This window comes from Kosakonia sp. BYX6, from assembly GCF_038449125.1.
GTDB lineage: Bacteria > Pseudomonadota > Gammaproteobacteria > Enterobacterales > Enterobacteriaceae > Kosakonia > Kosakonia calanthes.
This window is the reverse complement of sequence record NZ_CP151800.1, coordinates 3,702,871-3,715,659: the sequence shown is the minus strand read 5'-3', so window position 1 is coordinate 3,715,659 and position 12,789 is coordinate 3,702,871. Positions and strand designations below refer to the sequence as shown.

11 protein-coding genes are annotated in these 12,789 nt (G+C 58.6%); 8 read left to right on the top strand and 3 right to left on the bottom strand.

Annotated elements, in window-relative coordinates; translation table 11 throughout:
* Positions 1 to 255: 255 nt before the first annotated feature.
* The 3 genes from cysJ (at position 256) to cysH (ending at position 4,680) form a co-directional block, all read left to right on the top strand.
* Entirely contained in the window at positions 256 to 2,061 is a 1,806-nt protein-coding gene (gene cysJ, locus AAEY27_RS17500) for an NADPH-dependent assimilatory sulfite reductase flavoprotein subunit (protein WP_342322063.1), read from the top strand.
* On the top strand, positions 2,061 to 3,773 hold the full coding sequence (gene cysI, locus AAEY27_RS17495) for an assimilatory sulfite reductase (NADPH) hemoprotein subunit (protein ID WP_342322061.1): 1,713 nt from the start codon (positions 2,061 to 2,063) through the stop codon (positions 3,771 to 3,773). The genes cysJ and cysI overlap by 1 nt, the downstream gene beginning before the upstream one ends.
* A gap of 172 nt (positions 3,774 to 3,945) precedes the next feature.
* A complete protein-coding gene (gene cysH, locus AAEY27_RS17490) occupies positions 3,946 to 4,680 on the top strand; it encodes a phosphoadenosine phosphosulfate reductase (protein ID WP_342322060.1) in 735 nt (244 codons plus the stop codon).
* A 210-nt stretch (positions 4,681 to 4,890) separates the two neighbouring features.
* Here cysH and AAEY27_RS17485 read toward each other — a convergent pair whose 3' ends face one another.
* Entirely contained in the window at positions 4,891 to 6,474 is a 1,584-nt protein-coding gene (locus AAEY27_RS17485; protein ID WP_342322059.1) for a gamma-glutamyltransferase family protein, read from the bottom strand.
* A gap of 107 nt (positions 6,475 to 6,581) precedes the next feature.
* Between AAEY27_RS17485 and AAEY27_RS17480 the strand changes: the two genes are divergently transcribed.
* Positions 6,582 to 7,460, top strand: coding sequence for an NAD(P)-dependent oxidoreductase (locus AAEY27_RS17480; protein WP_342322058.1), 879 nt, complete (start codon positions 6,582 to 6,584; stop codon positions 7,458 to 7,460).
* A gap of 96 nt (positions 7,461 to 7,556) precedes the next feature.
* Here the strand turns inward: AAEY27_RS17480 and arsC are convergent, their stop codons facing one another.
* The gene (gene arsC, locus AAEY27_RS17475) at positions 7,557 to 7,982 is read right to left on the bottom strand and encodes a glutaredoxin-dependent arsenate reductase (protein ID WP_342322057.1); all 426 of its coding nucleotides are present in this window, start codon (positions 7,980 to 7,982) and stop codon (positions 7,557 to 7,559) included.
* Positions 7,979 to 8,119 (bottom strand): hypothetical protein, encoded by a 141-nt coding sequence (locus AAEY27_RS17470; RefSeq protein ID WP_342322056.1) that lies wholly within the window; start codon positions 8,117 to 8,119, stop codon positions 7,979 to 7,981. Before AAEY27_RS17470 ends, arsC begins: the two co-directional genes overlap by 4 nt.
* A gap of 338 nt (positions 8,120 to 8,457) precedes the next feature.
* Between AAEY27_RS17470 and AAEY27_RS17465 the strand changes: the two genes are divergently transcribed.
* From AAEY27_RS17465 to AAEY27_RS17450, 4 genes are read left to right on the top strand one after another with little or no spacing between them, the layout of a single operon-like run.
* Positions 8,458 to 9,174, top strand: coding sequence for a FadR/GntR family transcriptional regulator (locus AAEY27_RS17465; protein WP_342322054.1), 717 nt, complete (start codon positions 8,458 to 8,460; stop codon positions 9,172 to 9,174).
* Positions 9,171 to 10,184, top strand: a complete 1,014-nt coding sequence (locus AAEY27_RS17460) for an ABC transporter ATP-binding protein (RefSeq protein WP_342322053.1) — start codon at positions 9,171 to 9,173, stop codon at positions 10,182 to 10,184. The genes AAEY27_RS17465 and AAEY27_RS17460 overlap by 4 nt, the downstream gene beginning before the upstream one ends.
* Entirely contained in the window at positions 10,181 to 11,248 is a 1,068-nt protein-coding gene (locus AAEY27_RS17455) for an ABC transporter ATP-binding protein (protein WP_342322052.1), read from the top strand. The genes AAEY27_RS17460 and AAEY27_RS17455 overlap by 4 nt, the downstream gene beginning before the upstream one ends.
* A gap of 11 nt (positions 11,249 to 11,259) precedes the next feature.
* Positions 11,260 to 12,774 carry an ABC transporter substrate-binding protein gene (locus tag AAEY27_RS17450; RefSeq protein ID WP_342322051.1) on the top strand — a complete coding sequence of 505 codons (1,515 nt, stop codon included), beginning with the start codon at positions 11,260 to 11,262 and terminating at the stop codon, positions 12,772 to 12,774.
* The last annotated feature ends 15 nt before the right edge of the window (positions 12,775 to 12,789 follow it).

The window sequence follows — 12,789 nt, the reverse complement described above, 5'->3', positions numbered from 1 at the left end:
TTTTTAGCATTAATTAAAATCACTAAAAGTGATGACAACGGGCGCAACATCGCAGCATGGTGAATTTATCAATACAATTCAGTCAGTTATTCAACCGGTTTTACTGTTAATAACTATAGCTAAAACAGGTTAGTTCTTTTGGTTATTTATTATTTCCAACCTTTCTTTAATTGTTATTATCCCCGCCGTTAACCTTACATTCTCTTCTGTTTTTCAAACTATAAAAACAGCTTTGCTACTGGAACATAACGACGCATGACGACCCTGGCCCCATCTTCCGCGTTGCTCCCGTTAAACCCGGAGCAACTGGCGCGCCTTCAGGCAGCCACCACTGATTTAACTCCCACCCAGCTCGCCTGGGTTTCTGGCTATTTCTGGGGCATGCTGAACCAGCAGCCCGGCACTGCGGTTGCCACGCCCGCACCGGTTGCAGAAACACCGTCCATCACCCTGATTTCCGCGTCGCAGACCGGCAATGCGCGCCGCGTCGCCGAAGCGCTGCGTGACGATCTGCTGGCGGCGAAGCTCAACGTCAATTTGGTCAACGCGGGCGACTACAAATTCAAACAGATCGCCAACGAAAAATTGCTGGTGATTGTCGCGTCCACCCAGGGGGAAGGGGAAGCGCCGGAAGAAGCCGTCGCGCTGCACAAATTCCTGTTCTCGAAAAAAGCGCCGAAACTCGACGGCACCGCCTTTGCGGTCTTTGGTCTTGGCGACACCTCGTATGAATTCTTCTGCCAGGCCGGGAAAGATTTCGACAGCAAACTGGCGGAACTCGGTGCCGAGCGCCTGTTAGATCGCGTGGATGCCGATGTTGAATACCAACCCGCCGCCGCCGAATGGCGCGCCCGCGTGGTAGACGTATTGAAAGCCCGCGCACCGGCCGCAACGCCTGGGCAAGCACTCGCAAGTACCACCGGCGCGGTCAATGAAGTGTTCTCCAGCCCTTACACCAAAGAAGCGCCGCTCACCGCGAATCTTTCGATCAACCAGAAAATCACCGGTCGCAACTCAGAAAAAGATGTTCGCCATATCGAAATCGATCTCGGCGATTCCGGCCTGCGCTACCAGCCGGGCGACGCGCTCGGCGTCTGGTATCAGAACGATCCGGCGCTGGTCAAAGAGCTGGTTGAACTGCTGTGGTTGAAAGGCGACGAGCAAGTCACAGTCGATGGCAAAACGCAGGCGCTTTCAGAAGCGTTGCAATGGCACTTCGAGCTGACGGTGAACACCGCCAACATCGTCGAAAATTACGCCACTCTGACACGCAGTGAATCGCTGCTGCCGCTGGTGGGCGATAAAGCCCAATTGCAGCATTACGCCGCCACAACGCCTATTGTTGATATGGTGCGTTTTTCGCCGGCGCAACTGGACGCGCAAGCGCTGATCGACTTGCTGCGCCCGCTGACGCCGCGCCTTTATTCGATTGCCTCTTCGCAAGCGGAAGTGGAAAGCGAAGTGCATGTCACCGTCGGTGTCGTGCGTTTTGACATTGAAGGCCGCGCCCGCGCGGGCGGTGCGTCGAGCTTCCTCGCCGAACGCGTGGAAGAAGACGGCGAAGTACGGGTGTTTATTGAGCATAACGATAACTTCCGCCTGCCTGCCAACCCGGAAACACCGGTGATTATGATTGGCCCAGGCACCGGCATTGCGCCGTTTCGCGCCTTTATTCAGCAGCGCGCCGCCGATGAAGCGCCAGGCAAAAACTGGCTGTTCTTTGGCAACCCGCACTTCACCGAGGATTTCCTCTATCAGGTGGAGTGGCAGCGTTATGTGAAAGAGGGCCTGCTGAATCGCATCGATTTGGCGTGGTCCCGCGATCAAAAAGAAAAAGTCTACGTACAAGACAAACTGCGCGAACAAGGCGCGGAACTGTGGCGCTGGATTAATGACGGCGCGCACATTTATGTCTGCGGCGACGCCAATCGCATGGCGAAAGACGTTGAGCAGGCTTTACTGGACGTGATTGCCGAGTTCGGTGGCATGGATACCGAAACGGCGGATGAATTTTTAAGTGAGCTGCGCGTTGAGCGCCGTTATCAGCGAGATGTCTACTAATGAGCGATAAACACCCCGGCCCACTGGTGGTCGAAGGCAAACTGGCCGACGCCGAGCGCCTGAAGCTTGAAAGCAACTATCTGCGCGGCACCATTGCAGAAGATTTGCACGACGGTCTGACCGGCGGCTTCAACGGCGATAACTTCCTGCTGATCCGTTTTCACGGCATGTACCAGCAGGATGACCGCGACATTCGCGCCGAACGCGCCGAGCAAAAACTCGAACCGCGCCACGCCATGATGCTGCGTTGCCGTCTGCCGGGCGGCATCATTACACCGAAGCAGTGGCTGTCGATTGATAAATTTGCCGACGATAAAACAATCTACGGCAGTATTCGCCTGACCAACCGCCAGACATTCCAGTTTCACGGCATTCTGAAAAAGAACGTCAAACCGGCGCATCAGATGTTGCACGAAGTCGGGCTGGACGCGCTGGCCACCGCCAACGACGTTAACCGTAACGTGCTGTGCACCTCGAACCCGATCGAATCGCAACTGCACGCGGAAGCGTACGAGTGGGCGAAAAAACTCTCTGAGCATCTGCTGCCGCGCACCCGCGCTTATGCGGAGATTTGGCACGATGCCGAGAAAGTCGCGACCACCGACGAAGAGCCGATTCTGGGCAAAACTTACTTGCCGCGTAAGTTCAAAACCACGGTAGTGATCCCGCCGCAAAACGATGTGGATCTGCACGCCAACGACATGAACTTTATCGCCGTGGCGGAGAACGGCAAGCTGGTGGGCTTTAACCTGCTGGTGGGCGGCGGGCTTTCCATTGAGCACGGTAATAAGAAAACGTACGCCCGCACGGCGAGCGAGTTTGGTTACCTGCCGCTGGCGCACACGCTGGCAGTGGCCGAAGCGGTCGTTACCACGCAGCGCGATTGGGGCAACCGTACCGATCGCAAAAACGCGAAAACCAAATACACGCTGGAGCGCGTCGGCGTTGAAACCTTCAAAGAAGAAGTTGAGCGCCGCGCAGGTATTAAATTCGAACCGATCCGTCCGTATGAATTTACCGGGCGTGGCGATCGTATCGGCTGGGTGAAAGGCATTGACAATAAATGGCACCTGACGCTGTTTATCGAAAATGGCCGCATTCTGGATTATCCAGGCCGCCCGCTGAAAACCGGTCTGCTGGAAATTGCTAAGATCCATAAAGGCGATTTCCGTTTAACGGCCAACCAGAACCTGATTGTCGCGGGCGTGCCGGAAAGCCAGAAAGCGAAGATCGAGAAACTGGCGCGCAGCCACGGGCTGATGGACGCAGTGAAACCGCAGCGTGAAAACTCAATGGCCTGTGTGTCGTTCCCGACCTGCCCGCTGGCGATGGCGGAAGCCGAACGTTTCCTGCCATCGTTCGTCGATAAAGTCGAATCGGTAATGGAAAAACACGGCGTTGGCGACGATCACATTGTATTGCGCGTAACAGGCTGCCCGAACGGCTGTGGCCGCGCGATGCTGGCGGAAATCGGCCTCGTCGGTAAAGCGCCGGGGCGTTATAACCTGCATATCGGCGGCAACCGCATCGGCACGCGTATTCCGCGTATGTACCGCGAAAACATCACGGAAGCGGAAATTCTCAGCGAGATCGACACGTTGGTCGATCGCTGGGCGCATGAGCGTGAAGGGGATGAAGGCTTCGGCGATTTCACCGTTCGCGCCGGAATCATCCGCCCGGTGCTCGATCCGGCGCGGGATTTTTGGGAATAACGTAACTGAATGCCGGATGGCGGCGTAAACGCCTTATCCGGCCTACGGTATGCCGCCAACGGTTTGTAGGCCGGATAAGCGAAGCGCCATCCGGCTCACGGGATGCCGTCAATGGTTTTGTAGGCCGGATAAGGCGAAGCCGCCATCCGGCAAAGAAAACAGTGAGGAACTTATGTCCAAACTCGATCTGAACGCCCTCAACGACCTGCCGAAAGTGGATCGCATTCTTCAGCTTGCCGAAACCAACGCGCAGCTTGAGAAACTCACCGCCGAAGCGCGCGTGGCCTGGGCACTGGAAAACCTGCCGGGTGAATATGTGCTCTCATCCAGTTTTGGTATTCAGGCGGCGGTCAGCCTGCATCTGGTGAATCAGGTTTGCCCGGGTATCCCGGTGATCTTGACGGATACCGGCTATCTGTTCCCGGAAACCTACCAGTTTATTGATGAACTGACGGACAAGCTCAAGCTGAACCTCAAGGTTTATCGCGCAGAGCAAAGCCCGGCGTGGCAAGAAGCGCGCTACGGCAAATTGTGGGAGCAGGGCGTCGAGGGGATTGAGAAGTACAACCAGATCAACAAAGTCGAGCCGATGAACCGTGCGCTGAGCGATCTGAACGCGCAAACCTGGTTTGCCGGGCTGCGCCGCGAGCAATCCGGTAGCCGTGCGACACTGCCGGTGCTGGCAATTCAACGCGGCGTGTTCAAAGTGCTGCCGATCATCGACTGGGACAACCGCACGGTGTATCAGTACCTGCAAAAACACGGGCTGAATTATCACCCGCTGTGGGATCAGGGTTACCTGTCGGTCGGCGATACCCACACCACCCGCAAATGGGAACCGGGCATGGCGGAAGAAGAAACCCGCTTCTTCGGCCTGAAACGCGAATGCGGGCTGCACGAAGGTTAATGCGCGTTTTGCCGGATGGCGGCTTCGCCTTATCCGGCCTACCAAACCCGTGCCGCGCCTCGTAGGCCGGATAAGCGCCAGCGCCATCCGGCGATCGAAGCCGACATCGCGGAATGTGCCGGATGGCGGCTTCGCCTTATCCGGCCTACCAAATGCGTGCCGCGCTCCGTAGGCCGGATAAGCGTTTCAGCGCCATCCGGCAATCAAACCCTAAAACCCCGCCGCGCTGCCGTTGCTGCGCGGATCGAATGCCCCTTCCAGCATGCCGTTGGCATGACGCACAATCGCCCCGGCATGCCCGGTCGCTTCGCTTAAACCCGGCAGCCACTCAACATCGTGGCCCCGCGCGCGCAGCGCCTGGAATGTCTCTTCGCTAAAACGCCCCTCCAGCTTCAGGCTATCGGACGTCTGGCCCCAGGTGCGCCCGAGCAACCAACGCGGGGCGCAAACCGCTTCCTGTAATGGCATCCCCTGCATGATATGGCGGGTAAAAATCGCCGCCTGCGTTTGCGGTTGACCGTCGCCGCCCATCGTACCGTAAACCATCGTGCGGCCATCTTTCAGCCGCGCGGCCGCCGGGTTTAAGGTGTGGAACGGTTGTTTGCCGGGCATCAACGCCAGCAAATGCGACGGATCGAGGCTAAAGGCCGCGCCGCGGTTTTGCAGCAGCACGCCGCTTTCCGGTAGCACCACGCCGCTACCAAACTCGTGATAAATACTCTGGATAAACGACACGGCCAGGCCATTTTTATCCACCACGCCCATCCACACCGTATCGCCCGGCCCTTTGCCCTGGCCCCAGGGCGCGGCACGCTGCTCATCAATGCTGGCGGCCAGCACTTCCAGCGGCGTCTGCTCCAGCAGGCTTTGCACCGGCAGCGTCACATGGCGCGGATCGGTGATATAGCGATCGCGCAGGCCAAAGGCTTTTTTGGTGGCCTCGACAATACGATGAATGGTCTGCACTTCATTGGCTTGCGCCATCTCCAGATGATCGGTAATGCCGAGGATCGCCAGCGAAACCAGCCCCTGTGTCGGCGGCGTCATATTGAAAACCTCGCCCTGGCTATGCGCCAGTTTGAGGGGAACGCGACGCTGCGCGCGGTGGTTCGCCAGATCCTGCGCCGTCACCGGCAAGCCCAGCGTCTGCATTTCGCTCGCCATTAGCTGCGCGAGTGAGCCGCGATAAAAGCTCTCCAGCCCATCGGTGGCAAGGCGGGTCAGCGTGCGCGCCAGTTTCGGCTGGCAAAAACGGCTGCCCGCGGTGGGAATTTCCCCGTCAGGCAGGAAGGTTGGCGCAAAACCAGGAACATCTACCAACTCTGGGTATTTCGCCTGCGTGGCGCTGGCCTGCGATTGGGTGACGGGAATACCGTCTGCGGCATAACGAATGGCGTCCGCCAGCAGGCGCGACAGCGGCAACTGCCCGCCGCCGAGCGACGCGGAAACCTTCAGCGCTTCATCCCAGCCGCTGAGCGTGCCGGGCACCGTTAACGCCGCCAGCGGGCCGCGATGGGGAATCTGCGCGTGATCGGCGTAAAACGCGGTTGTCGCCAGTTGCCCGGCCGCGCCGCTGGCATCAATAGCCAGCGGTTCTCCCTCCGGTGGGACAATCAGCCAAAAGCCATCGCCGCCAATGCCGTTCATATGGGGATAAACCACCGCAATGGTTGCCGCTGCCGCCACCATCGCTTCAATGGCGTCGCCGCCGTGGCGCAACACCGAGAGCGCCGACTCACTGGCGAGATGGTGCGGCGTTACCGCCATTCCGCAGGGGGCCATATTACTTTGCATCGTCTCGCTTCCTTTTTTGCAGTTGAATAAAAAAGCTAAGCAAGAGCTGTTCCAGGTTAATGCCATTACACTGAAAAGAGTTACCGGTTAACAACAGGAGATCTGTTATGAAAATTGCGTTTCTTGGGCTTGGCACCATGGGGCTGCCGATGGCGGCGAATTTGCTGAAAGCGGGGTATAACGTGCAGGGCTGGAACCGCTCTGCCGGGCCTGCGGCGAAACTGGCGGAACGGGGAGCGGTGAATGCCGCAACGGCGGCGGAAGCGGCAACGGATGCCGACGTGCTGATCTCCATGCTGGCGGACGATAACGCCACGCGCAGCACGCTGTTGGAGGGCAATGTGCTGGCGACCCTGAAACCGGGTGCCATTCATGTGAATATGGCGTCAATTTCCGTTGCACTGGCGGTGGAACTGGCGCAATTGCACCAGGCGCGGAATGTCGGTTATCTCGCGGCCCCGGTGCTGGGGCGGGTGAATGTCGCCGAAGCGGGGCAGCTCACGATTCTGGCCGCTGGCGACAGTGCATTGTTGGCAAACGTGCAGCCGCTGCTGGATGTGCTCGGGCAGAAAACCTGGTATTTGGGCGATCGCCCGGAGCAGGCCAGCGCGACGAAGCTCGCCGTGAACTTTATGATTGCCAGCGCGATTGGCGCGATGAGCGAAGCCGTTGCATTGGTGCAGGGGTATGAGGTCGATAAAGGCGAGTTTATCGATTTGATCACCTCTTCGCTGTTCGCCGCGCCGGTTTACAAAGGATACGGGCAGGCGATTGCCACCGACACTTTCGAGCCCGCCGGGTTTAAGCTGGCGCTGGGGCTAAAAGATGTGCGCCTGGCGCAGGACGCCGCCGAACGGGTGAATGTGCCGCTGGCGCTGGCCGGGACATTGCGCGCCGCGCATGTGGAAAGCCTGGCCCATGATGAAGGGCACCTGGATTGGGCCGCGCTTTCCCGCACCGCCGCCCGCCGCGCCGGGCAGATTTAAACCCTTTAGCCGGGTGACGGCTTCGCCTTACCCGGCCTACAAAACCGACATACTTCCCCGTAGGCCTGATAAGCGCAGCGCCACCGGGCACTTCTTTTATTTAATCCGTTTGCCGGACGCGTCGGTGACCTGTTCCCCGTCTTCTTTGCTGAATGCTCCTTTCAGGCCGCCCGGCAGAATATCGAGTACCCCTTCCGAAGGGCGGCACAAGCGCGTACCGAGCGGCGTCACCACGATAGGGCGGTTAATCAGAATCGGCTGTTGCAGCATAAAATCCAGCAACTCGTCGTCGGTAAACCGGTCTTCCGCCAGCCCCAGTTGCGCATACGGTTCAACATTACTGCGCAGTAGCGCCCGCACCGAAATTCCCATATCGGCAATGAGCTTCACCAGTTCGTCGCGCGACGGCGGTGTCTCAAGGTAAAGAATAATGGTGGGCTCCACGCCGCTGTTACGGATCATCTCCAGCGTATTGCGCGACGTGCCGCAGGCCGGATTGTGATAAATGGTGATAGTGCTCATAACGAAATCTCATCGCTAATTAAAAAGAGAGGCGCAGCGCCAGTGCCGCCATTGTTAGCGAACAGCGCCGACCATTCGAAAAAGCCGGATTCATCCAGCACCAGGGTGAACAAAAAAATAACGCCAGTCAGTAACATCCTCTACTCCATCAGCGTGTCATTTCCCCCAGCGAAGGGGGGTAATGTAACTTTTTTCCTTCACCACGGCAGAGTGAATCCCCCCTTTTAGTGCGTCGCCTGCACGCAAACAGTGCATGTCCACCTTTCCGCGTCTGCGTGTACTAAATCTATCCTCATGCCTCGCCAAAAAATAAACATTATCAAATCAAAGCATTAACAAAAATTTCAAAAATATGACCGAACCAATAGCGGATTGGTTCGCTAATTGCTTAATCCACTGCGGGGTATACAGAACGATTTAAATTTAACTTTCTGTAATTAAAGAAAAATAAAACGCGAAACGCGGATGAACCAATATGGAAAAACCGTCACGCTATCTGGCGAATTCCAGTACAGCGCTTGAACAACTTCGTGGGCTGATCCACCAACATGAGTCAACACCAGGGACTCCATTGCCCACTGAACGTGAACTCGCTGAAACGCTGGGCGTCGGGCGCCGTGAAGTGCGCCGCGCGCTCGACGTGCTGGAAGAAGAGGGGCGCATTTGGCGCAAGCAGGGCAAAGGCACGTTTACCGGCCCAACCGCGCCGGTCACGCCGATTGCGCTGCAAGGGCTGGTGCAGCAAACCAACATGCTGGAAGTGATGGAAGCCCGCTTGCAAATCGAGCCAGGCCTTGCGCGGCTGGCGGCGTTGCGTGCCAGCCCGGAAAACGTGGCGCTGATGCAGCGCATGCTGGAGCGCATCGATAACGTCAGCCCGGACGACCCGGATCTGAATGAGCTGTGGGACAGCGCGTTTCACCGGGCCATCGCCGAAGCGGCGGGCAACCGCTTGATGCTCGGCCTTTTCGACACCCTCGACGCGGTACGTCGCGAACCCGCCTGGCAGCATCTGCGCGAACTTGCGCGCACGCCAGCCAAGGTCGATCGCTACAACGATCATCACCACCGCATCATGCAGGCTATTCGGGATCGCCAGCCGAAAGCGGCGGCAACGGCGATGCGTGAACACTTGCTTGATCTGCAACATGCCCTGACCCAGGCCATTCATCTTGAGGACGAGACGCCATGACGACGATCCCTTTTAAAGACGCCGCGCCGGTGCTGCGTTTGCACAACCTGAAGGTGCAATTTGCCGGATCGCCGGTCAGCGTGCTGGACGGTATTTCGCTGACCGTCAAAAGCGGCGAAACGCTGGCGCTGGTGGGCGAATCCGGCTGCGGCAAAAGCATCACGTCGCTGGCACTGATGGGGTTGTTGCCCGCCAGCGCGCAGATCATCAGTGGTGAAATGCAGTTTCGCGAACACAATTTGCGCCAGCTTTCCCCGCGCGAATACGCCGACCTTCGCGGCAACGCGCTGGCGATGATTTTCCAGGAGCCGATGACCTCCCTGAACCCGGCGTTTACGCTGGGCGATCAGCTCAGTGAAGCGGTGATGCGCCACCAGCATGTGCCGCGCAAAGCGGCGCTGGACGTCGCGCTACAGATCCTCGAAAAAGTGCAAATCCCCGCGCCAGAAATGCGCCTCAAAGCCTATCCGCACCAGCTTTCCGGCGGTATGCGCCAGCGCGTGATGATTGCGATGGCGCTGATCAATAACCCGCGCCTGCTGATTGCCGATGAACCGACCACCGCGCTGGATGTGACCATTCAGGCGCAGATCCTCGCGCTGCTCAACACCCTGAAAGCCGACACCGGCACGGCGGTGCTGATGATCACCCACGATCTCGGCGTCGTTGCCGAAGTCGCCCAACAAGTGGCGGTGATGTACGCCGGGCAAGTGGTTGAACAGGGCAGCGTCGAGGCGATTTTTGCCGATCCACAACATCCGTACACCATCGGTTTGATGGGTTCGATCCCTTCACTCGGCGCGCGCAAAGGCCAGCTTTCCACCATTCCCGGATCGGTACCGCTGCCGGAAGCGATGCCGAAAGGCTGCCGTTTCGCGACTCGCTGCCCGTTTGCGCAGACGCGTTGCCACGAGGAAAAACCCGCGCTACAGCCGCAGGGGCGGGGCCATCAGGTCGCCTGTTTCCGTGTTCCCCTTGAACAGCATATTGCGTTGGGAGAAACCGCATGAGTACACCCATTTTAGAAGCGCACGACCTAAGCAAACGCTTTGTCGGGCCGACGCGCCTGTTCGCCCCGAAGCGCTTCGTCACCGCTGTTGACCGTGTTTCCCTGACGGTTTACCCCGGCGAAACACTGGCGATTGTGGGCGAGTCCGGTTCCGGTAAATCAACCCTTGGTCGCCTGCTGCTGCGTTTATTGGCCGCCTCCGAAGGGCGGGTTTATTACCAGGGTGAAGAGATCACCGATGCCAGCGGGGCGCGTTTAAACCAGTTGCGCCGCGAACTGCAAATCATCTTTCAGGATCCGTTCGCCTCGCTGAACCCGCGCATGACGGTGGAGGAAATCGTCGGCGAACCGCTGTGGCTGCACCAGAAGATGAACAAGGCCGATCGCCAGCCACGCGTCGCCGAACTGCTGTCGACAGTGGGCTTGCCTGCCGCCTGGGCTCGGCGTTACCCGCATGAGTTTTCCGGCGGCCAGCGCCAGCGTATTGGCATTGCCCGCGCCCTGGCGTCCGGGCCGAAACTGCTGCTCGGCGATGAGCCCGTTTCCGCGCTGGATGTGTCGGTGCAGGCGCAGGTGGTCAACCTGCTGGAAGACCTCAAACAACAGCTTGGCCTGACGATGATTATCGTCGCGCATGGCCTTGCGGTGATCCGCCATATGAGCGATCGCGTGGCAGTGATGTACCTCGGGCAGATCGTCGAGATGGCGACAGTGGATGAGATTTTCGATGCGCCGCTGCACCCGTACACCCAGGCGCTGATTGCCTCTGCGCCGCAGACGCAGCCAGGACTTGCGCGCGAAACGCCGCTGTTGCAGGGCGATTTGCCGAACCCGTCTAACCCGCCGCAGGGTTGCCGTTTTCACACCCGTTGCCCGTATGTCACCGAAGAGTGCCGCCAGCGCGAGCCGATTACCCAGGTGCTCGATGGCGGCCGCCAGGTGTCTTGCCACCGCTGGCAGGAGATCAACCGTGATCGTAGCGTTATTCAGATAGCTCCGCCCTCCGCCGCGTTCCTGCGCCGCCGCGCACTGTTTGAACATGCGGCCTCTCACTCGTCACTTTGAAGGAAAGAATAATGATTGTGCGAAATTCTCTTTTGACCGTTCTGGGAAGCGTTATGTTGTTGGGCGCGGCGCTGCCGGCCCAGGCTGAAAATGTCCTGCGCATTGGGCTGGGCGCGGACCCGGACATGCTTGATCCGCACCTGGCGCGCACTTATTACGGGCGTTTTGTATTTGCCTCACTGTGCGACCGGCTGGTGGATGTGGATGAAAACCTGAAAGTGGTGCCGGGTCTGGCGAAAGAGTGGTCGTGGAGCGAAGACGGCAAAACCCTGACCATGAACCTGCGCGAGGGCGTGACGTTCCACGATGGCGAGAAGTTTGACGCTGCGGCGGCGAAATTCAGCCTCGATCGCGCGCTCACCTTGCCAGGTTCGCTGCGCAAAAGCGAAATCTCCTCCATTGAGTCTGTGGAAGTGACCGGGCCAATGCAGATTGTACTGCACCTGAAAACGGCGGATTCGGCGTTGCTGATGCAGTTGACCGACCGCGCCGGCGCGATGCTGGCACCAGAGGCGGCGAAAAAGCCGGACTTTGCCGCGCACCCGGTTTGTTCCGGGCCGTATAAATTCGACAGCCGCGTGTCACAGGATCGCATTGTGCTGTCGCGCTTTGATAACTACTGGAACAAAGGCGCGTACCACTTCGACAAAGTGATTTACCTGCCGATTCCGGATGCCTCCGTGCGCCTTGCAAACCTGCGCGCGGGCGATCTGGATCTGACGGAAGGCATTGCCGCCAGCGACGTGAAAACCGTGCAGGCCGACAGCCAGCTGCAACTGGCGAAGGTCACCGGCCTCGGTTACCAGGGCATTACCTTTAACATCAATAACGGCAAAGTCCCGGCCAACGATCCATTCAAAGATGCCCGCGTGCGCGAAGCGTTCTCGCAGGCCATTGACCGCGACGCGCTGAATCAGGTGGTGTTCGAAGGTCTTTACTCGCCAGCGAACCAGGCGTTTTCCCCGGTTAGCCCCTATCACGTGAAATTGCCGGTGCCGCCGCGCGATGTGGAAAAAGCCAAAGCGCTGCTGAAAGCGGCGGGCGTAACGACGCCGATCACCGTTTCGCTGTTGGTGCCGAACAACCCGATTTCTCAGCAAGTGGGCCAGGTATTGCAGGCGATGACCGCTGAAGCGGGCTTTAACGTCAACCTGCAAATGACTGAGTTCGCGACGTTGCTCGATCGTCAGCAACGCGGGGATTTTCAGTTGAGCTACTCCGGCTGGTCCGGTCGCCCGGATCCGGACGGCAGCATCTTCGGGTTTATCAACAGTAAAGGGACGCTGAACGACGGTCGCTACAGCAACCCGCAAGTTGATGAATGGCTGACGCAGGCGCGTTTGCATAACGATCCGGCGACGCGCAAGGGGCTGTACGAAAACGTGGTGAAGCAACTGCAAACGGATATGCCCCTCGCTTATCTCTACTTCGAGCCGCGCATGTTCGGGCTGAATAAAAAAGTGCAGGGCTTCAAACCTTACCCGGACGGCATTGTGCGTCTGGCGGGTCTGACGCTCGCGAAGTAAACGGCCGTTGTAAGG

Coding starts and splice junctions, on each gene's coding strand:
- cysJ (WP_342322063.1), top strand. CDS start 256: ATGACGACCCTGGCCCCATCTTCCGCGTTGCTCCCGTTAAACCCGGAG.
- cysI (WP_342322061.1), top strand. CDS start 2,061: ATGAGCGATAAACACCCCGGCCCACTGGTGGTCGAAGGCAAACTGGCC.
- cysH (WP_342322060.1), top strand. CDS start 3,946: ATGTCCAAACTCGATCTGAACGCCCTCAACGACCTGCCGAAAGTGGAT.
- AAEY27_RS17485 (WP_342322059.1), bottom strand. CDS start 6,474: ATGCAAAGTAATATGGCCCCCTGCGGAATGGCGGTAACGCCGCACCAT.
- AAEY27_RS17480 (WP_342322058.1), top strand. CDS start 6,582: ATGAAAATTGCGTTTCTTGGGCTTGGCACCATGGGGCTGCCGATGGCG.
- arsC (WP_342322057.1), bottom strand. CDS start 7,982: ATGAGCACTATCACCATTTATCACAATCCGGCCTGCGGCACGTCGCGC.
- AAEY27_RS17470 (WP_342322056.1), bottom strand. CDS start 8,119: ATGTTACTGACTGGCGTTATTTTTTTGTTCACCCTGGTGCTGGATGAA.
- AAEY27_RS17465 (WP_342322054.1), top strand. CDS start 8,458: ATGGAAAAACCGTCACGCTATCTGGCGAATTCCAGTACAGCGCTTGAA.
- AAEY27_RS17460 (WP_342322053.1), top strand. CDS start 9,171: ATGACGACGATCCCTTTTAAAGACGCCGCGCCGGTGCTGCGTTTGCAC.
- AAEY27_RS17455 (WP_342322052.1), top strand. CDS start 10,181: ATGAGTACACCCATTTTAGAAGCGCACGACCTAAGCAAACGCTTTGTC.
- AAEY27_RS17450 (WP_342322051.1), top strand. CDS start 11,260: ATGATTGTGCGAAATTCTCTTTTGACCGTTCTGGGAAGCGTTATGTTG.